The following is an 18,864-nucleotide window of genomic DNA, read 5'->3' as shown; positions in this document are numbered from 1 at the left end:
TGGATGTCACGTGGAGCCTTGATTGCCGCTTTCCTGATCGCGGCCCCCGCAGGGGCGCAGCCGGGACCGGACGGCTGGACGCCGGCCTGGACGGCCAGCATGTGGCAGGCGAACCAGCCCGCACAGCGCGTTTCGGTGGAGAATGCCACGCTGCGCATGCAGGTGCGCGTCGGCGCGGCGGGCAGCAAGGTCCGCATCCGGCTGGCGAACGACTATGGCCCGGCGATGCGGATCGGCGCGGCGAGCGTGCGGATCGCTGGCGGCAAGCCGGTGCGCGTCACCTTTGACGGGCAGGGCCAGGGCCAGCTGCGCAACGGCGCGCCGCTGGTGAGCGATCCGGTGGCACTGCCGGTCAAGGCGTTCGACCTGATCGAAGTGTCGCTCTACATGCCCGACAAGGTCGATATCGACACGGTGCACGGCGCGGGCGGGGCGAAGACCGCGATCTCGCCGTCGGGCGACTTTACCGACAAGGACTTCACGCCGCTCCTCCAGTCGGGCCCGCGCCCGCTGCTCGCCGAGGTGGATGTGCTGGGCGCGAAGCAGCGCCCGGTGATCGTCGCCTATGGCGACTCGATCACCGACAATACCGGCTGCGCGAACGACGCGGTGCCGGCGTGCCGCTGGGGCGATGTGCTCGGCCGGCGGATCGCCGCGGCGGGGATGCCGCATGTCGTGGTGACCCAGGCGATCTCGGGCAACCGCATCCTGTCGAGCGGTGCCGGCCCCAATGCGCTCGCGCGCTTCGACCGCGACGTGCTGGCGCTGCCGGGTGTGACGCATGTCGTGGTGCTGGAGGGGATCAACGACATCGGCGGATCGGGCCGCAACAATGGCCCGGTGGTCAGCGCCGATGACCTGAAGTCTGGCTTCCGCCAGCTCGTCCAGCGCGCGCATGCGCATGGCATCAAGGTGATCGGCATGACGATCCTGCCGTTCGAGGGCGCGGGCTACCAGACCCCGGCGGGCGAGGCGCTGCGGAGCGAGGTCAATGACTGGATCCGCACCTCGGGAACGTTCGACGCGGTGGTCGACATGGAGAAGGTCGTCGCCGACCCGGCCAATCCGAAGCGGCTCGCCGCGGCGCTGCAGGGCGGGGACAATCTCCACCCGAATGGTGCGGGCGAGACGAAGATGGGCGAGGCGATCCCGCTCAAGCTGTTCAAATAGGCTTCGCGTTCCCGCAAGGGGAGGCACGCGGCCGCCGGCACCGGGAGATCCCCGTGCCGGCGGCCGCAATCATGTTGGCGAGACCACGCGGCGGAAATAGACCACAAAGGCTTCGCGCACACGCCCGGTGCCGAAGGTCGTGGCGTCGCGTTCCAGCCCTGCGGCCTCGAGACTGGCGCTGGCGGTGTCGCGCTCCAGCGTTTCCCAGGCCGGGTTCATCGACCCGCCGGGATCTTCCTCGGCCAGGCCCGAGACTTCGCACAGGCTGGTCGTGCACCGGGCGGTGAGCGAGCGGGTGTCGACATGGGCGAGGCCGCGCATGAAGGCGAGAAGCCGGGTCTCGCTGCGGCTTGCCCAGGCGCGATCCCGGGCCTCGCGGGTGACGAGATACTGGTTCGCGTCGGCCAGCTCCGAATTGCGCTGCGGGGTGAGCGGCGGGCGTTTCGTGGTGGGTGGCGCCGGAAGGGGCGCGGCTGCCGGCTGCGCGGCGCCGGCCGCGATCGTCACCACCCCGGCTTCGCGGGATGGGGGGTCGGACGGCCACGCCATCCAGGCAAGCGCGACCCCGACAGGGAGTGCAAGTGCCGCACCCCCTATCCAGCGGCGGCCGCGCGTCTCGTTCGTCAGGCCAGGCATGATTGCTCCTCCCGCGATGGATCGGGATGCGACAGGGGACCGGCCGCCGTCGGGCGGCGGCCGGTCCCGATTTGCGGGCCTCAGTTGCTCGGGCCGCTCGCGAAATAGACGTTGCACACGCCGTTCACGTTGCGGGTCTGCAGCTCGACAAAGGTCGCGCCGGTGCCCACCCATTGCAGGCCGGGCGAGAAGCCCTCGCAGCCATTGGTGACCGGCGCCGGCAGCGTGACCGGCGCGGCCAGCGTGGTCCAGGGGCCGTTCGGATTGCCGCTCGCGCTCTTGAACATCACGGTGCCGTTCAGACCCGAGGGCGAACCGTCGGCGACGCGCATATACTGGCCGATCCACAGGATCGAGCCGTCCGGCAGCACCTTGTTGACCGGGGTGTTCGAGAAGAACCGGTCGAGCGAGTCCTTCATCCGCGTGCCCATCACGTTGACCGGGCCATAGTTCCAGCCATCGGTGGAGGTGCGGTAATAGCTCGCGCAGTTGAGCGGCGCGGCCTGGCCGCAGATCTCATAGGTCATCAGCCGCGTGCCGTCGGCCAGGTTCGACACGACCGGCATGCCGGGGCGCAGCGGCCAGGTGGCGTCGGTATTGCTGTTGGACAGCTGGACGTCGTTGGTCTGGTCGATCCAGTGGACGCCGTCATAGGTGCGGCGGCGGGCGATCTTCTGGCTGCAGCAGGGGCTGCTCTCGTCCGCATAGTGCATCACGATCGCACCGTCGGTGGCCATCGAGAAATCGGGCTCCCACAGGCCCTGGCTGTTGGCCGACTGGACGGCGATCGACACGAAGCTCCAGTTCCGGCCGTTGTCGGTGCTCTTGTAGATGTTGATCTTGGCGAGGCTGGTCGCGGTCTTCTGGGTATCGACCACGACGCCGAGGATCAGCGTGCCGGCAGTGAGCGAGCCGATCGTCTGCGGCACGCGGAACAGGCTGGGGCTGCTTGCCTTCAGCGTCTGGAATTCCGGATCGTTGATCGTGCCGACCTGGGTGAAGCTGGCGCCGCTGTCGGTGCTCGAGAAGATCTTGATGTGATCGTCGCCGGTGAACGAGAGGACCGACGCGACGAGCTCTCCGCTGGGGAGCAGGCGGATGCGGGGATAGCGCGAGTTCGCGGCGAGCAGGGTCTGGGCCTGGGCGACGACGGTGGTCATGCCGACCAGGGCCAGGCCGGCGAGGAGCCGCGTGGTGCGGCCGAGCATGCGCTTATGGATGTGCTGATTCTGTGATCGCCTAATCATATCGCTCTCCTGTTTCCCGCTGTTCACATCGGGGCGGCAGGAGCGGGGGCCTGGCGCCTGTCCTTGAAATCACCTGGGTCTGGTCACCTCATTCTCGTGCCGGGCGCGCGGGCCCGCTGCGCCGGAAGCGCAGGGCTCCGGGCGGGGTTCGGGTTTCTGGAAAGGACGCCGCATGGAGGAGGCCCCATGCGGCGCCAAAGTTACCGACGGGGAGTCGGTTCTCAGAAGCGGAAGCGGACGCCCATGCGATAGACGGTCTCGAGATAGCGGACCTGCGCGGCGTAGGTGTCGCCCTTCGCGTTGAACGCACGGTAGGTACGCTGCTGCGAGCCGAGCAGGTTCGCGATGGAGAAGTTCAGCGAGACATTGTCCGTCGGGTTGAGCGAGCCCGAGAAGTCGAGCGTGCCGCGGCCCTTCTCGACCGTGGGCAGGGTGAGCTGGGTGGTCACCGCCGGATCGGTCACCACGCCATAGGTCTGGAAGCTCGAACGGTAATTGTACGAGAGGCGCAGCGACAGCGGCTTGCTGTCATAGAAGAACTGCGCGTTGGCGAGGTGCGACGACACGCCGCTGAGCGGCTGGATGCCGGGAAGCGTGGCGGCGGCGCTGGGCGACAGTTCCGAGCCGTGGTCGAGATAGGTGTAGTTCGCCAGCACGCCGAAATTCTGCATCCATTGCGGCAGCGACGGGATCTTGAAGAAGGTGCGGAAGCCCGCTTCGATGCCCTGGATATAGCCCTTCTGCCCGTTCTCCGGCCGGTCGACGCGCAGCGGGCCGAGCTCGGGGTCGTTGAGGAAGACGGTGGCGTTGTTGATGAAGCCGATGATGTCGCGGCGGAATACCTGGACGGTCGCCGAGCCCGAGCGCGAGAAATAATATTCGAGCGAGGCGTCGTAGTTGGTGGATTCGACCGGTTGCAGGTCGGGGTTGCCGCCGCTCGCGGTGCGATAGTTGCACACCGGCGGGGTGACGCTGTTGTCGCAGGCCAGGGTGGCGTTGACGGTCAGCGTCGGGTTCAGCGAGCCGAAGCCGGGGCGGGTGCGCGTCTTGGTGAAGGACATGCGTGCCTGCAGCGTGCGCGACAGCTTCAGCCGGGCGCTGACATTGGGCAGATAGTCGAGATACTCGTTGGTCTTCGCGTAGGGCGTGCCGGCGCCCGAGCCGATCTTGAGCGTGCCGCTAATGTCGTTGGTGGTGCGGACGACGCGCAGGCCGAGCTGGCCGTCTAGCTCCATCGATCCGATCGGGAACTTGTAGTGCGTCTGGAGATAGGCGGCATAGGCCTTCTCGTTGGCGCTGTAGACCCAGTCCAGCTTCGGATAGCCGGCCGGCTGGCCGACCAGCATGCGGAGATAGTCCGCATTGTGGATGATGCTCTGCCGGGTCGGCGTGATCCAGGTGCGGGGATGGGTGGTCGGATCGCCGCGGAAGCCGATCATCGACATCTCGAAGTCGAGCGGCAGGTTGACATACTGGATGCGCGGATCGGTCGCGCCCAGGGTCGGCGTGCGGTTCTCGGCCGGGTCATTGTAGGAATCGGCGTCGCGGTTGCTGTAGCGGACGCCGGCCTGGAGCCGGTCGAAGATCGCGAAGTCGATCGGCAGGTCGGCGTCGAGCCGCCCCTGGAAGCTGCGGCCATGGTTGTCCGCGCCGTTCTCCGCGAAGTTCAGCATGCGCCACGAGGCGGGATCGGCCAGGTTGATGTCGGTCACATAGGCCGAGGCGCCGCCGCCGCCCGACTGGTCGTCGAAGTTGAAGACGCGGGTGCCCAGCGAATTCGTGAAGATGTTGAACTGCATGTTGCGGTTCCAGTTTCGCGAATCGGTGAGCGCGACGTCGCCGGTGATGCGGCCGCCGCCGGGCACCTTCCAGATGAAGCCGGTGCCGCCCTGATAGGTGTCGGTCTTGTTCCACTGGGCGACCTGGTAGCCGGTGATGCCGTTGCCGGCGCCGCGCATGGTCATCTGGCAGACCAGGTCGGTGCTGCCCTCGCACATGGTCACGTCGTAGAGCGGCGCGTTGCTGCCCGTGTCGAAGTGCAGCGCGCTCGACTCGCCGGCGGCGCGGAAGCCCTGAAAGAGGAAGTCGGCGTAGAATTCCAAGCTCTGGCTCGGGCGCCACTGGAGCGCCGCCGAGGCCGAGGGGCGGAAGCGGTTCGAGCTCGGATACTGGAAGGAGACGCGGGTCGGGTAACGGACATTGGGATAGTTCGCGACGCCGCCGACCACGACGTTCGCCGCATGGCGCAGGATCTGGGTGTTGTTGTCGCGGTAGGAATCGACGAACTTGTTGTCGGTGTAGCTGCCCTCGACCAGCAGGCCGATCTCGCCGATGCCGGTCTCCCAGCGGTTGCTGATCAGCAGGTTGGCGTCGATGCCGAACTCCTGCGACTGGCGCCAGTGCAGTCCGGTGATGCCGCCGACGATGCGGCTGCCCTTGAAGTTGAACGGCTTGTTCGACTTGACGTCGATCTCGCCGGCGATGCCCGCCTCAACCAGGTTGGCGCCCGCGGTCTTGAACACGTCGAAGCGCGAGACCGAGGCGGCCGGGAAGTCCTGCAGCGCGACGTTGCGGCCCTCGGCGGTGAAGATCTCGCGGCCGTTATAGGTGGTGGTGATGTCGGGCAGGCCGCGCAGGCGGACGCCGCCGGCCTCGCCGTTCAGCCGGTCGACCTGCACGCCGGTGATGCGCGCGAGCGATTCCGCGCCGGTGGAATCGGGCAGCTTGCCGATGTCCTCGGCCACGAGCGAATCGACGATGTCGTCCGAGTCCTTCTTGATAGCCTGCGCGGTCTCGAGGCTGCGGCGGAAGCCGCTCACGATGATCTCGTTGGGATCGATCTCGGTATCCTGCCCGGCTTCCGGGACGCTGGCCGCGGGCTGCTCCGCGGTCTGCGCGACGGCGATGCCCGGCAGCGCGGTAAGCGCGAGCGCGGACGCGCCGATCAGCAACCGATTATTGCGACGATTCATTCTTTCCCCTCCCATATCGTCCGAGTTTCTTACTCGGGGCTTATCTATCCGAATTATCATATAAGAATTGGCCTGACAATATCCAGCCGGAGGCCTGACCTGAATTGGCGCAAGTCCTTCATGTCGGGCGTAGATTCAGAATCTCCCCGCCGCGGGGCCCGTCGACTCGAATTGGTCGATCATGTCGCCGGGGGCGGAAATGCCCGTGACGATGCCGTGCATCGCCGCGCGCGCCCGCTCCCAGTCGCCGCTGGCGATGGCGCCGCGGACCGCCGCATAGGCGGCCAGTTCGTCGGCCGGATCGCCGGCCCTGCGCCGCATCCGGTTCGCGATGCGCAGCGCGGCTTCCACGGCGTCCTGGAACTGGGCGTAGAAGGGATTGCGCGCGGCCTGGAGGACCGCGCCGTGAAAGGCGATCCGGGCGTCGATCGGATCCTCGTCGCGCCGTTCGCAGAGCAGCATGTGCTCGAGCGCGTCGGAGATGCGCTGCACGCCGCGCGGCCAGGCAAAGCGCGCCGCGAACTCCGCCGCCGCCGGCTCGATCGCCACGCGCAGCTGGTTGAACTGGCCCAGCGCGTCCGCCGCATGGCGCCGCTGGAGGAGCCAGCGCAGCACGTCGGTGTCGAGCAGGCTCCAGCAGGAGAGGGGCTGCACGTTCGTGCCCAGGCGCGGGCGACTCGCCAGCAGGCCCTTGGCGGTGAGCATCTTCACCGCTTCGCGCGTCACCGAGAGGCTGGTGCCGTAATGCCTGGCCAGCTCAGCCTCGGGCGGGAAGGGCTTGTCGTCATAATCGCCGGCGGCGATCGCCCCGCCGATCGCGTGGAGCAGCCCGAAAGTGAGGCTGTGTCCCAGCTGCGGGCGATCGGGCGCGCCTCCCCTTGGCAGCCCCGCGAAGCCAGGGCCCGGCGGGGCGACCGCGAAGCTCGCGCGGGCGTTCACGGCCTGGTCGCCCGGGTGAAATTTCGCGGCATCCAGCACTCCCCCTTTTTCCCGACATCCGATCGGTGCACGATTTCGGTAGATTGGTCAGATAAATGTTACTATATTGGCCTGACCAAAACAAGGAGGGGACCGAATGGGTACCGAAAAGCGCCGAGTGCATGTTTTCCTGGCGGGCGCGGGGTTCGCGGCGATGCTGGCGGCGCCATTCGCCGCGCTTTCACAGCAGGCGCCGAAGCAGGATCCGGCGGTTCGGGAGGCGAAGCTCGTCGCGACCTATTCGGACACCAGCAGGCTGGGCACGCCCTGGGCCAAGGACCCCTCGGTCATCCGCTTCGGCGGGCGCTTCCTGATGTATTATACGGTGCCCGCGCCGCGCGAGAATCCGGTGGGGGTGAAGGACTTCCCCAAGGGGCTGGCGATCGGCATCGCCGAGAGCCGCGACCTCAAGACCTGGACCAAGGTGGGCGAGATCCTGCCGAAGCAGCAGGTCGAGGCGAACGGCATCGCGGCGCCGGGCGCCGTGGTGATCGGCGGGAAGGTCCACCTGTTCTACCAGACCTATGGCAATCGCGAGAAGGACGCGATCAACCATGCCTGGTCGTCGGACGGCATCGTGTTCGAGCGCGATCCCGGCAACCCGGTCTTCCATCCCGATCCCGCCACCGCCAAGTGGAGCGTCGGCCGGGCGATCGATGCCGAGGCATTCGTCCAGGGCAACAGGCTGATGCTCTATTACGCCACGCGCGATCCCGAATTCAAAGTGCAGAAGGTCGGGGTGGCGAGCGCGCCGATCGGCTCGAAGTTCACAAGGGGCGACTTCACCAACCTCAACAACGACAAGTCGATCCTGGAGCCCGAGCTCGCCTGGGAGCGCAACTGCATCGAGGCGCCGAGCGTCATCCGCCGCGGCGGCAAGCTCTACATGTTCTACGCCGGCGGCTACAACAACGAGCCCCAGCAGATCGGCGTCGCGGTGAGCACCGACGGCGTGAAGTGGAAGCGGCTTTCCGACAAGCCGTTCCTCGCCAACGGCCCGAAGGGCAGCTGGAACGCTTCGGAATCGGGCCATCCCGGCATCTTCCAGTTCGGCAACCGCACCTTCCTGTTCTTCCAGGGCAACAACGATCGCGGGAAGAGCTGGACGCTGGCCGCCACCGAGATCGGCTGGAACGCCAAAGGTCCGTATCTGAAGTAACCCCGGCCACGCCGCGCACAACTATAAGAACAGGAGAGTAGAATTGGCCCTTGTCCGCATCCTGGCCGCGCTGAGCCTTGCCGCCACGGTCCCCGGCCTGGCCCCGGCCGAGGCGCTGGCGCAGCAGGCGCCCGCCGCATCCGCATCGTTCGACCTGGTCGCGGAGGGCGCGGCGCCGACGATCTTCGTGAGCGCTGGCGACGCCCCGGTGGTCGGGATCGCGGCGCGTGCCTTTGCCGGCGATGTCGAGCGTGTGTCGGGCGTGAAGCCGCAGGTTTCCGAAGCGGCGCCGAGCGGGCGCCTGGCGATCCTGGCGGGGACGATCGGCGGCTCGCCGGTGATCGACAGGCTGATCGCCGACAAGCGCATCGCGGTCGACGAGGTGGCGGGCCAGAGCGAGGCCTATACGATCGCGCTGGTCGACAAGCCGGTGCCCGGGGTCGATCGCGCGCTGGTCGTGATCGGGGCGGACCGGCGCGGCACCGCCTATGGCATCTTCCGCCTGTCCGAGCAGATCGGCGTCTCGCCCTGGGTGTGGTGGGCCAATGTGACCCCGGCCCGGCGCAGCAGCGTGCGGCTGAACGCCGGCACAGTCGTCCAGGGCTCGCCCTCGGTCCGCTATCGCGGCCTGTTCATCAATGACGAGGACTGGTCGATCCGCCCCTGGGCGACCCGGATCGACCCGACGGGCGACATGGGGCCGACGACCTATGCGCATGTATTCGAACTGCTGCTGCGGTTGCGCGCCAATTTCCTGTGGCCGGCGATGCACAAGGTCAGTTCGGCGTTCAACCAGGTCGCGGGCAATGCCGAGATGGCGGACCGCTATGCGATCGTGATGGGCGCCAGCCATGCCGAGCCGATGCTGCGCGACAATGTCGCCGAATGGAATTTCGAGCAGCGCGGCGAATTCAACTACGCCAAGAACGGAAGGAACATCCTCGACTACTGGCGTGACCGGGTGAAGGCCAACCACCAGTATGAGAATGTCTACACCGTCGGCATGCGCGGCATCCACGACAGCCCGGCGGAGATGAACAAGGGCTTCGACGGCGTCCGGCTGCTCGAGAAGGTGGTGAGCGACCAGCGCGGCCTGCTCAGCGAAGTGGGGCAGGACCCCACAAAGGTCCCCCAGATCTTCGTGCCCTACAAGGAAGTGCTCGACATCTACCGCAAGGGCATGAAGGTGCCCGACGACGTCACCCTCGCCTGGGTGGACGACAATTACGGCTATATCCGCCAGCTCTCGACCAAGGCGGAGCAGCAGCGCCCCGGCGGCGGCGGCGTCTATTACCACATCTCCTATTGGGGGGTGCCCAACGACTATCTGTGGCTCGACACCACGCCGCCCGCGCTGATCGGCGAGGAGATGGGTAAGGCCTATGCCACCAATTCCCGCCGCCTCTGGGTGCTCAATGTCGGCGACATCAAGCCGGGCGAGAAGGGCCTGAACTATTTCCTCGACCTGGCCTATGACTATGACGGCACCGCGAAGCTGGGCCAGCAGGGCTGGCTGAAGCGCTGGGCGACCGGGAATTTCGGGCCCGAACAGGCCGATGCGATCGCCGCGCTGCTCGGCGATTTCTACCGGCTCAACTATGACCGCAAGCCCGAGCATATGGGCTGGAACGACGCCGAGACCGCGCCGCGGCCGACCGAGTTCTCGCCGGTCGCCTATGGCGACGAGGCGGGCAGGCGCACCGCCGAGTTCCGCGATCTCGACAAGCGCGCCGAGGCGATCGCCGCGAAGCTGCCGGCGGAGAAGCGCGACGGCTTCTACCATCTCGTCCTCTATCCGGTGCGCGGCAGCGCGATGATGAACGTGAAGATGCTGAACGCCGATCGCAGCTTCCTCTACGCGCATCAGGGCCGGGCCAGCGCCAATCTCCACGCCGATGCCGCGGTCGATGCCTATAAGCGGATCAAGCAGGCGACCGAGGCGTACAACGCCGTGGGTGGCGGCCAATGGTCGCACTTCATGAGCGACGAACCGCGCATGCAGGCGGTGTTCAACATGCCGCCGCTCGGCCGGGTGACGCCGTCCGCTACGCCGGGGCTGGGCGTCGCGGTCGAGGGATCGATCGATGCCTGGGCGGAGCATCCCGCCAGGGCCGCCGATGCCGCGGATGCCAGCCTGCGCGTGCAGCGCTGGCGTACCGCCTCGGCTCCTGCCGACCGGCTCCCGGTGTTCGAGCGGGCGACCGATGCGCGCCACTTCATCGATGCGTTCAACACCGGCACCGGTACGCTCGACGTGTCCGCCACGGCCTCGGCGCCCTGGATCCGGATCGAGCGCGAGGACCAGCCGGGCGGCGACCAGCGGCTGTGGGTGTCGATCGACTGGCGCGAGCTCAAGGCCGGCGAGACCGCTAGCGGCAGCGTGACAATTTCCGCCGCCGGCGCCAGCCGCAGCATCGCGGTCTCGGCCCGCAATGTCGCGGCGCCCAGGGGCATGCTGGTCGAGGACAATGGCATCATCGCCTTCTCGGCGCAGCGTTATGCGAAGCTCCAGCCGGTCGGCGGACTCGGCTGGCAGGCGGTGCCGGGGCTTGGGCGATCGGGACAGGCGCTGCAGAGCAGCGTCGCGCTGGCCAGCGCGGCGGATCCGGCCGGGGCGCCCTATGCCGAATATCGCTTCCGGGTGACGCATGCCGGCGACGCGAAGCTGCGCGCCACGCTGATGCCGAGCTTCGCGCTCAATGCCGAGAACAAGCTGCGCTACGCGGTCTCGATCGATGGCGGCCCGACCCAGCTGGTCGATGCCGAGGCCAAGCGCGACTGGAGTGACGGGGTGGAGCGCAATGCGATCACCTCGGTCACCAGCTGGCCGGCGTTGGGGGCGGGCGAGCATCGCCTGCGCATCTATGCGCTCGATCCGGGGGTGGTGCTCGACTCGCTGATCCTCGACCTGGGCGGCCTTGCCACCGCCTATCTCGCGCCGCCGGAGACCATTGCGAAATGAGCCGCCGGACCAAGGGGCTGCTTGCGCTCGGCGCGGTTCTGCTCGGCACGGGCGCGGCGCAGGCGCAGGCGCAGGCGCAGGGTGCGCTGGGCGCGAACTACAACGAGCATTTCGAGGACGTGGACTATCGCGACCTCGACAAGGCCGGCGCGCACTGGGTCCGGCTGTTCCTCACCATGCCCGAGTTGGAGCGGAGCCCGGCCGCAGAGCATGGCGCGGTCCGGACGATCCTCGACGTGGCCAGGCACGGCTATGGCACGATCCTCTCGCTGAAGTTCCCGCGCAACCGGCAGGACTTCCCGAAGCCGGGCAGCGCCGGGATGGCGCGGGAAATGGCGTGGCTCGACCAGGTGCTGCCGCTGGTGATGGGCAAGGTCGATATCCTGGTGATCGGCAACGAGCCCTATATCGAGAGCCGTCGCGAGGACCGCGACCTCGACCTCAACGCCTATTACGAGGCGATGGCGAACCGGGCGATCGCGTACCGGAAGGCGCATTGCGCCAGGGCGTGCAGGACGCGGCTGTACATGGGCGCGCTCAACCGGCTCGACCTGGAGATCAACCGGACGCCCTCGACCGAGCGCTGGATGGCGTTCGTCAAGGCGACGCCGGAGATCGACGGGGTCGACATCCATCCGCATCTGCCGGCGATCGAGGGCTCGCAGGTCTTTGTCGACTATGTCGTCGCGCGGATGCGCCCCGACCAGAAGTTCCTCGCCACGGAATTCTCGATCGTCCGCTGGTGGGAGCAGAACATGCAGGCGGCGATCCCGCAGGGCTTCGCCGATGCCCGGCACCTGCCACGCGAGACGAAGAACTGGCAGGTGATCAAGGCGGCGCTTGAGAGTCCGTTCCCCAAGGCGGAATGGGATGCGTTCCTGGCACAGAGCCCGTGGTTCGAGAGCCGGAAGCATTATCTGCGCAACCAGATGGCGATCTTCCGCAATTCCGGCCGGCTGGCGGTCGCCAATTACGGGTTCAGGCAGGGCAGCTCGATGAGCCGCAATTTCGGCCCGGCCACCACGCCCTGGCTGCTCAACTGCGTCTTCGCCGCGCGCACCGTCCGGCCCAATCCGGATGGCAGCGCCGCGTTCAACTATGCCTGGATCGAGGATTTCAGGGCGCTGCAATAACCGACCGCAGATCGCGCGGCTTATCGACATCATCGCAAAAGGGGGAGGCAACATGTTGAAGGTCCTGATGATCGGCGCCGCGCTGCTGGGCGCCGCCACCGCCGATGCGGCGCATGCCCAGGGCGCGCTCGGTGCCAGCTACAACGACCAGTTCGGCGAGCTCGACTATCGCGACCTGGAGAAGTCCGGCGCGAAATGGGTGCGGATGTCGCTGCCCTTGCCGCAGCTCGACCGCGGCGTCGGCAGCAATGGCGTGCTCAACAAGATCCTCGAGGCTTCGGAGCGGGGATACAGCACCGTGCTGTCGCTCAAGTTCGGCTATGTCGGCACCATCCCGCCGCAGGTGGGGAGCGATGCGTATCTGAAGGACGTGGCGCGGCTGGATGCGGTGCTGGGGCTGGTGACGGGCAAGGTCGATGTGCTGGTGATCGGCAACGATCCCTTCCTCGAGGTTCCCGAGAAGAACCGGGACGAGAGCTTCAACGCCTATTACGAGGCGGTCGCGCGGCAGGTGATCGCACACCGTGCGAAGACCTGCGCCGCGAACTGCCGGACGCGCCTCTACATGGGCGCGCTGGTCCGGCTGGAGATGCCGGCCGAACGGAGCAAGGTGGTCGAGCGCTGGATGAGCTTCGTGAAGGCGACCCCGGAGATCGAGGGGGTGGCGATCCAGACGCATGTCGCCGAAGTCGAGGACTCGAAGGCCTATCTGAAATACATCCTGCCGCGCATGCGCCCCGAGCAGAAGTTCGTCGTCACCGACTTCTCGCTGGTGAAGACCTGGACGGAGAACATGCAGGGCGCGATCCCCAAGGCGTTCGCCGAGAAATATGGCGCGCCGCGGACCGCGCAGAACTGGCAGATCGTCAAGGCGTCGCTGGAGACGCCCTTCTCCAAGGCGCAGTGGGACGAGTTCCTGTCGCAGAGCCCCTGGCTGGAGAGCCGCAAGCATTTCGTGGCGAACCAGATGCAGGTCTTCCGCGATACCGGCCGGCTCGCGGTTGCGACCATCGCGTTCACGCAGGGCGCCGCGCCGGCGGACAAGCTCAGCCCGGGCGCGGCTGCCTGGCAGCTGAACAGCGTCGTCGTCCGGCGCTCCGCCAAGCGCAATCCGGACGGCAGCGCGGCGTTCAACTATGCGTGGATCGACGACTTCAAGGCGCTGCAGAAGTAATGGACGTGGATCTCACTCGCCGAACCCTGATCGCCGGATCGGCGCTGGTCGCGACATTGCCGCTTGGCGCGGTGGCGGCGGCACCGATCGAGCGCTTTCCGATCTGGCCGGGATCGCCGCCGGGCGGGGAGGGGCTCACGGTGCGCGACGAGACGGTCCGGCGCTCGGTCAATGGGCCGGCCGACGACATCGCCTGGCCGCATGTCGCGACGCCGATGCTCAATGTCGTGCCCGCGGCCCAGCCCAATGGCGGCGCGATCCTCTATGTCCCCGGCGGTGGCTATGCCCGGGTGGCGGTGGGACGCGAGGGATCGGGGATCGCCCGTGCCTTCGCCGCGCGGGGCTTCACCGTGTTCGAGCTGCTCTACCGCCTGCCGCGCGACGGCTGGGCGGCGGGGCCGGACGTGTCGCTGCAGGACGCGCAGCGCGCGATGCGGCTGATCCGGGCGCGGGCGGGCAAGTGGCGGATCGACCCGGCCCGGGTCGCGGCGATGGGTTTCTCGGCGGGCGGCCATCTCACTGCCCGGCTCGCCAGCCGCGCGGCGCTCAGGACCTATGACCCGGTCGACGATGCCGATGCGCAATCGGCGCGCCCCATCGTCGCCGGGCTGTTCTTCCCGGTGATCACCATGGCCGACCCCGTGGCGCATGCCGCCTCGAAGCGCGAGCTGCTGGGGAGCGACGCCAGCCCGGCGCGGATCGCACGCTTCTCGGCGGAGAACGGCCTGCCGGCGGACATGCCACCGACCCTGGTCGCGCATGCCGCAGACGATCCGGTGGTCAGCCCGGGCAACAGCCTGGCGATGTTCGCGGCGCTGCAAGCCGCCAGGATCCCGTCCGAACTGCACATCTTCGAGAAGGGTGGCCACGGCCTGCCGCTCAAGGAAGCGGGCAGGGACCATCCCTGGCCGGCATTGTTCGAGCGCTTTGCCCGCAACCACGGGATGTGAGCCGCCGGGCACGGAGCGTGCGTGAGAAGGCGGTGGCCTGGGCGGGGATCTGGAAATAGGAGGATGGGCCATGCGCCCGTCCAGTACCGCTCCGGATCGCCCGAGCCCCGCCCGAGTCCGCGCCCTGTATGCGATGCTGACGCTCGTGATGCTGCTCTGGGCGGGCAATTCGATGGTCGCCCGTGCCGTACATGCCGAGATCCCGCCCTTTGCCCTGGCGCTCGGGCGCTGGTCCGGCGCCCTGCTGGTGGTCGCGCCCTTCGCCTGGCGGCGCGTGATCGCCGACTGGCCGGTGGTGCGGCAGCATTGGGGGAAGATCCTTCTGCTCGGGCTGATCGGCATCGGCGCGTTCAACGCGCTGCTCTATTCGGGCCTGCGCTACACGACCGCCACCAACGGACTGCTGATCCAGGCGGCGATACCGGCGCTGGTGCTCTGTTTCGACGGGCTGTTGTTCAAGGCACGGCCGCGCGCCGCGCAGATCGCCGGCGTCTCGATCGCCGCGATCGGGGTGCTGACGATCATCCTCAAGGCCGACCCCGCTGCGCTGCTGTCGCTCAGCTTCAACATCGGTGATGTCCTGGTGCCGTGCGCCGTCCTCGCCTGGTCGCTCTACACCGCCCTGTTGCGCCTGCGGCCTCCGATCGATCCGCTGAGCTTCCTCGCGCTGACCTTCGCGATCGGCGTGCTGGCGATGCTGCCGTTCGCGATCGCGGAGCTGCGGAGCTTCCCGCTGCACTTCACGCCGCGCGTGCTGGGGGCCTATGCCTATGTCGCGGTGCTGCCCTCGGTGGTGGCCTATTTCCTGTACAACAAGGCGGTGGGCGAGCTTGGTGCGGGCGCGGCGGGGCAGGTGATCAGCCTGCAGCCGCTGTTCGGCGCGCTGCTGGCGGTGCCGCTGCTGGGCGAGGCGCTGCACGGATATCACCTTGCCGGGATGGCTATCATCCTGGCGGGGATCCTGATCCCGGCGATGGCGGGGCGGCGCAGCCGGCAGGCGACCGCAAGCCCATAGCCCGCGCCGCTAGCCGAGCCGCTTGGTGCTGGATCGGATGATGAGTTCGTGGGGCAGGGTGATCTGGCTCACCGGACTGTCGTCGCCGCGCAATATGTCGACGAGCAGCTCGACCGCCTGCTGCCCGATATCCCCCTTCGGCTGGGCGATGGTGGTGAGGCCGGGCTGGAAGAAGCGGGCGAGCGGCAGATCGTCGAAGCCGACGACCGAGATGTCGTCGGGGCAGATGCGGCCGGCCTGGCGGATCGCGCTGATCGCACCCATCGCCATTTCGTCGCTGAAGCAGAACAGCCCGGTCACGCCCTGTGCGATCAGGTCCGGCACATGGTCGGCGGCGGACTGGGCGGAATAGTCGCCGACACGGACCCGCAGCCGGTCGGCAAGGCCATGGCGCTTCGCCGCCTGCATCGCGCCGGCGAGGCGATCGCGGCTGATCGGGCTGACATGCGGGCCGGTAATGACGCCGATGTCGCGATGCCCGAGCGCGATGAGATGCTCGAGCGCGTCGCAGCCGGCGGCGGCATTGTCGATATGCACGCTCGGCACGCCGATATCGGGGCTGTACTCGCAGCCATTGACCACGGGTGCGCGGGCGCCCTGCTTCGACATCAGCGGGCGCAGATTGTCCGGCAGGCGGTGTCCGAGGAAGATCAGGCCGTCGACCTCGCGGCTGGAGAGCATGGCGGCATATTGATCCTCGATCGAAGGATCGTGCCGCGTGTCGCCGACGACGACCGCATAGCCGGCATCGCGCGCCGCTTCCTCCGCGCCGCGGATCACGCTGGCGAAGAAGGGGTTGGAAATGTCGGGGACGGTGACGAGGATCTTGGCGGCGCGGAGCGTGCGCAGCGTCCGGGCGGCGACGTTCGGCTTGTAGCCGAGCGACTCGACCACCTCGAGCACGCGCAGGCGGGTCGGCTCGGCGACGCGGTCCGGGTGGCTCAGGACGCGCGACACGGTGGCCGTGGAGACGCCCGCCATCGCGGCGACCTGGATGATGGTCGGCATTGACATTGATGTAACTCGTTACAGCGACATGTCGAGTAATGTAATCCTTTACATCGGCTTTTGACCTGCGTAGCCTGAGTCCCGACAAGCAGGAAAACTGCAGCAAAAAATGGGAGAGGGGCTTCGTGGCCACTTTGGGCAATGACGCGCTTGCGGCATCGCAGCGCCCGGTATCGGGGCCGCTCATGGGGCGTCTTAGCGCGCTCATGTTCATGCAGTTTTTCGTCTGGGGGGCGTGGAACGTCACGCTCGGCCTGGTCATGCAGACCGTCGGCATCGGCAGCCTCATCGCCAACGCCTTCTCGGTAGGTCCGATCGCCTCGATCGCCGGTTCCTTCCTGCTCGGCATGGCGGCGACGCGCTATCTGAGCCCCAGGGCGCTGATGGTGATCCTGCATCTGGTCGGCGGCGCGATCCTGCTGGTGATGCCCGCGCTGGTGACGCCGGAGAACGGCACCACCTTCGTCTGGGTGCTGCTCGGCTACATGATCCTCTACATGCCGACCGTCGGCCTTGCGAACACGATCGCGCTGAAGAGCTTCGGCGAGCGCGCGGACCGCTTCCCCTTCGTCCGCGCCTTCGGCACGCTCGGCTGGATCGTCGCGGGCCTGATCATCGGCTGGGTCGGCCTGTCGGCCAGCCCCGAGATCTTCCGCGTCGCGGCGGTCGTATCGATCGCGCTCGGCCTGTACAGCCTGACGCTTCCCAATGTCGCGCCCGATGCGCCGCGTGACGAGAGCCTGGTTCGCCAGGTGCTGTGCGTCGAGGCGTTCGGCCTGATGCGGCAGCGCTCCTATCTGATCTTCATCCTGGCGGCGACGCTGATCTCGGTCCCGCTCGCGATGTACTATGCCTATGCCTCGGCCTATCTCGGCGTGGCGGGGATCGAGAATGTCGGCGGCACCATGGCGATCGGGCAGATGTCCGAGCTGGTGTTCATGTTCTCCATGCCCTGGCTGTATCGCCGCTTCGGCGTGAAGCCACTGCTGCTGGTCGGCATGATCGCCTGGGCGCTGCGCTATGCGCTGTTCGCGATCGGTGACGGCGGCAGCTCGCTCTGGGCGATCTATCTTGGCGTGGCGCTGCACGGCGTGTGTTACGACTTCTTCTTCGTCGCCGGTGCGATCTATACCGGCACCATCGCCTCGCCCAAGGGCGTCAACGCGCAGGCGCAGGGCATGCTGACCCTGTTCACCTACGGCGTCGGCATGCTGCTCGGCTCGCAGATCGGCGGGCTGCTCTACGCGCAGCTGCCCGAGGCTTCGACCATCGCCGACTGGCACCAGATGTGGTGGTATCCGGCGATCGCCGCCGCGGTCATCGCGGTGCTGTTCCAGCTCTTCTTCCGCGACGACAGCCGGACGGAGACCTCGGCATGAACGCGATGAAGGGCCCCGCGATCTTCCTCGCCCAGTTTCTGGGGGACAGCGCACCGTTCGACACGCTCGATGGTCTCGCGGAATGGGCCGGCGGGCTCGGCTATGTCGGCGTCCAGATCCCCTGCGATCCGCGGCTGATCGACCTGAAGCTCGCCGCCGAGAGCAAGGCCTATTGCGACGACCTGCGCGGCAGGCTCGCCAGGTTCGGCGTCGAGCCGACCGAGCTTTCGACGCACCTGCAGGGCCAGCTCGTCGCGGTGCATCCGGCCTATGACCAGCTGTTCGACGGCTTCGCGCCGGCCGAGCTGCACGGCAAGCCGGCCGAGCGCCAGGCCTGGGCGGTCGAGCAGGTCAAGCTCGCGGCCAAGGCGAGCGCCAATCTCGGGCTGAATGCGCATGCGACCTTCTCGGGCGCGCTCGCCTGGCCCTATGTCTATCCCTGGCCGCAGCGGCCCGCGGGGCTGGTCGAGGAAGCGTTTGCCGAGCTCGCCCGGCGCTGGACCCCGATCCTCGACGTGTTCGAGGAAGCGGGCGTCGACTGCGCCTATGAGATCCATCCCGGCGAAGACATCCATGACGGCGCGACCTGGGAGCGGTTCCTGGAGGCGGTGGACAATCATCCGCGCGCGCGGATCCTGTTCGATCCGTCGCACTATGTGCTGCAGCAGCTCGACTATCTCGACTTCATCGACCGCTATCACGACCGGATCTCGTGCTTCCACGTCAAGGATGCCGAGTTCAACCCGACCGGGCGCACCGGCGTCTATGGCGGCTATGAGAGCTGGGTGAACCGCGCCGGCCGCTTCCGCTCGCTGGGCGACGGTCAGGTCGATTTCGTCGGCATCTTCAGCAAGATGGCGCAATATGGCTACGCCGGCTGGGCGGTGCTCGAATGGGAGTGCGCGCTCAAGCGATCCGAGGACGGCGCGCGCGAGGGCGCCCCGTTCATCCGCGACCACATCATCCACGTGACCGACCGGCCCTTTGACGACTTCGCCGCGAGCGGAGTCGATCGGGCGGCGATCCGTGCGCTGCTGGGGCTTTCGCCGCAGCAGGACTGAACTCGAACTCGTCGGTTGAG

Annotated in this window: 14 protein-coding genes; 9 read left to right on the top strand and 5 right to left on the bottom strand. The window is 67.6% G+C overall.

The annotated features are described in order from the left end of the window. Positions 1–3: 3 nt before the first annotated feature. On the top strand, positions 4–1,170 hold the full coding sequence (locus AC1RJ5_RS05690) for an SGNH/GDSL hydrolase family protein (protein WP_269574735.1): 1,167 nt from the start codon (positions 4–6) through the stop codon (positions 1,168–1,170). Positions 1,171–1,239: 69 nt separating this feature from the next. On the opposite strand, the gene AC1RJ5_RS05685 is transcribed toward AC1RJ5_RS05690, so the two are convergent. The 4 genes from AC1RJ5_RS05685 to AC1RJ5_RS05670 all read right to left on the bottom strand — a co-directional run bounded on the left by AC1RJ5_RS05685 (position 1,240) and on the right by AC1RJ5_RS05670 (position 7,003). Next, positions 1,240–1,806 (bottom strand): hypothetical protein, encoded by a 567-nt coding sequence (locus AC1RJ5_RS05685; RefSeq protein ID WP_493112190.1) that lies wholly within the window; start codon positions 1,804–1,806, stop codon positions 1,240–1,242. 80 nt (positions 1,807–1,886) lie between these two features. Beyond that, a complete protein-coding gene (locus AC1RJ5_RS05680) occupies positions 1,887–3,014 on the bottom strand; it encodes a sialidase family protein (RefSeq protein ID WP_493112188.1) in 1,128 nt (375 codons plus the stop codon). 260 nt (positions 3,015–3,274) lie between these two features. Next, the gene (locus AC1RJ5_RS05675) at positions 3,275–6,025 is read right to left on the bottom strand and encodes a TonB-dependent receptor (RefSeq protein WP_342249468.1); all 2,751 of its coding nucleotides are present in this window, start codon (positions 6,023–6,025) and stop codon (positions 3,275–3,277) included. 135 nt (positions 6,026–6,160) lie between these two features. Further along, positions 6,161–7,003 (bottom strand): FadR/GntR family transcriptional regulator, encoded by an 843-nt coding sequence (locus AC1RJ5_RS05670; RefSeq protein WP_493112186.1) that lies wholly within the window; start codon positions 7,001–7,003, stop codon positions 6,161–6,163. A 97-nt stretch (positions 7,004–7,100) separates the two neighbouring features. Here AC1RJ5_RS05670 and AC1RJ5_RS05665 point away from each other — a divergent pair, with 97 nt between their 5' ends. The 6 genes from AC1RJ5_RS05665 to AC1RJ5_RS05640 all read left to right on the top strand — a co-directional run bounded on the left by AC1RJ5_RS05665 (position 7,101) and on the right by AC1RJ5_RS05640 (position 15,396). Next, positions 7,101–8,162, top strand: coding sequence for a family 43 glycosylhydrolase (locus AC1RJ5_RS05665; RefSeq protein WP_269574740.1), 1,062 nt, complete (start codon positions 7,101–7,103; stop codon positions 8,160–8,162). A gap of 43 nt (positions 8,163–8,205) precedes the next feature. Continuing rightward, positions 8,206–11,124: a glycosyl hydrolase 115 family protein gene (locus AC1RJ5_RS05660; RefSeq protein WP_493112184.1), complete on the top strand. Its 2,919-nt coding sequence runs from the start codon at positions 8,206–8,208 to the stop codon at positions 11,122–11,124. Beyond that, positions 11,121–12,257, top strand: coding sequence for a hypothetical protein (locus AC1RJ5_RS05655; protein ID WP_493112182.1), 1,137 nt, complete (start codon positions 11,121–11,123; stop codon positions 12,255–12,257). Before AC1RJ5_RS05660 ends, AC1RJ5_RS05655 begins: the two co-directional genes overlap by 4 nt. A 52-nt stretch (positions 12,258–12,309) precedes the next feature. Beyond that, positions 12,310–13,431: a hypothetical protein gene (locus AC1RJ5_RS05650; RefSeq protein WP_493112180.1), complete on the top strand. Its 1,122-nt coding sequence runs from the start codon at positions 12,310–12,312 to the stop codon at positions 13,429–13,431. After that, positions 13,431–14,381, top strand: coding sequence for an alpha/beta hydrolase (locus AC1RJ5_RS05645; RefSeq protein ID WP_269574744.1), 951 nt, complete (start codon positions 13,431–13,433; stop codon positions 14,379–14,381). Before AC1RJ5_RS05650 ends, AC1RJ5_RS05645 begins: the two co-directional genes overlap by 1 nt. 70 nt (positions 14,382–14,451) lie before the next feature. Continuing rightward, entirely contained in the window at positions 14,452–15,396 is a 945-nt protein-coding gene (locus tag AC1RJ5_RS05640) for a DMT family transporter (protein ID WP_493112177.1), read from the top strand. 9 nt (positions 15,397–15,405) lie between these two features. On the opposite strand, the gene AC1RJ5_RS05635 is transcribed toward AC1RJ5_RS05640, so the two are convergent. After that, a complete protein-coding gene (locus AC1RJ5_RS05635) occupies positions 15,406–16,404 on the bottom strand; it encodes a LacI family DNA-binding transcriptional regulator (RefSeq protein ID WP_342249474.1) in 999 nt (332 codons plus the stop codon). Positions 16,405–16,589: 185 nt separating this feature from the next. On the opposite strand from AC1RJ5_RS05635, the gene AC1RJ5_RS05630 reads away from it, so the two are divergent. Together AC1RJ5_RS05630 and AC1RJ5_RS05625 are read left to right on the top strand one after the other, a co-directional pair. After that, positions 16,590–17,783, top strand: a complete 1,194-nt coding sequence (locus tag AC1RJ5_RS05630; protein WP_493112175.1) for an MFS transporter — start codon at positions 16,590–16,592, stop codon at positions 17,781–17,783. After that, positions 17,780–18,844 (top strand): sugar phosphate isomerase/epimerase family protein, encoded by a 1,065-nt coding sequence (locus AC1RJ5_RS05625; protein ID WP_493112173.1) that lies wholly within the window; start codon positions 17,780–17,782, stop codon positions 18,842–18,844. The genes AC1RJ5_RS05630 and AC1RJ5_RS05625 overlap by 4 nt, the downstream gene beginning before the upstream one ends. The last annotated feature ends 20 nt before the right edge of the window (positions 18,845–18,864 follow it).

The organism is Sphingomonas sp. GW822-FHT03G08 (genome assembly GCF_058801135.1).
Note: the sequence above shows the minus strand (reverse complement) of the source record. Positions and strands in the feature narration are given on the sequence as shown.

Excerpts from the sequence above, each read along its gene's own strand:
- AC1RJ5_RS05690 (WP_269574735.1), top strand. The coding sequence starts at position 4 with ATGTCACGTGGAGCCTTGATTGCCGCTTTCCTGATCGCGGCCCCCGCA.
- AC1RJ5_RS05685 (WP_493112190.1), bottom strand. The coding sequence starts at position 1,806 with ATGCCTGGCCTGACGAACGAGACGCGCGGCCGCCGCTGGATAGGGGGT.
- AC1RJ5_RS05680 (WP_493112188.1), bottom strand. The coding sequence starts at position 3,014 with ATGCTCGGCCGCACCACGCGGCTCCTCGCCGGCCTGGCCCTGGTCGGC.
- AC1RJ5_RS05675 (WP_342249468.1), bottom strand. The coding sequence starts at position 6,025 with ATGAATCGTCGCAATAATCGGTTGCTGATCGGCGCGTCCGCGCTCGCG.
- AC1RJ5_RS05665 (WP_269574740.1), top strand. The coding sequence starts at position 7,101 with ATGGGTACCGAAAAGCGCCGAGTGCATGTTTTCCTGGCGGGCGCGGGG.
- AC1RJ5_RS05655 (WP_493112182.1), top strand. The coding sequence starts at position 11,121 with ATGAGCCGCCGGACCAAGGGGCTGCTTGCGCTCGGCGCGGTTCTGCTC.
- AC1RJ5_RS05650 (WP_493112180.1), top strand. The coding sequence starts at position 12,310 with ATGTTGAAGGTCCTGATGATCGGCGCCGCGCTGCTGGGCGCCGCCACC.
- AC1RJ5_RS05645 (WP_269574744.1), top strand. The coding sequence starts at position 13,431 with ATGGACGTGGATCTCACTCGCCGAACCCTGATCGCCGGATCGGCGCTG.
- AC1RJ5_RS05640 (WP_493112177.1), top strand. The coding sequence starts at position 14,452 with ATGCGCCCGTCCAGTACCGCTCCGGATCGCCCGAGCCCCGCCCGAGTC.
- AC1RJ5_RS05635 (WP_342249474.1), bottom strand. The coding sequence starts at position 16,404 with ATGCCGACCATCATCCAGGTCGCCGCGATGGCGGGCGTCTCCACGGCC.
- AC1RJ5_RS05630 (WP_493112175.1), top strand. The coding sequence starts at position 16,590 with ATGGGGCGTCTTAGCGCGCTCATGTTCATGCAGTTTTTCGTCTGGGGG.
- AC1RJ5_RS05625 (WP_493112173.1), top strand. The coding sequence starts at position 17,780 with ATGAACGCGATGAAGGGCCCCGCGATCTTCCTCGCCCAGTTTCTGGGG.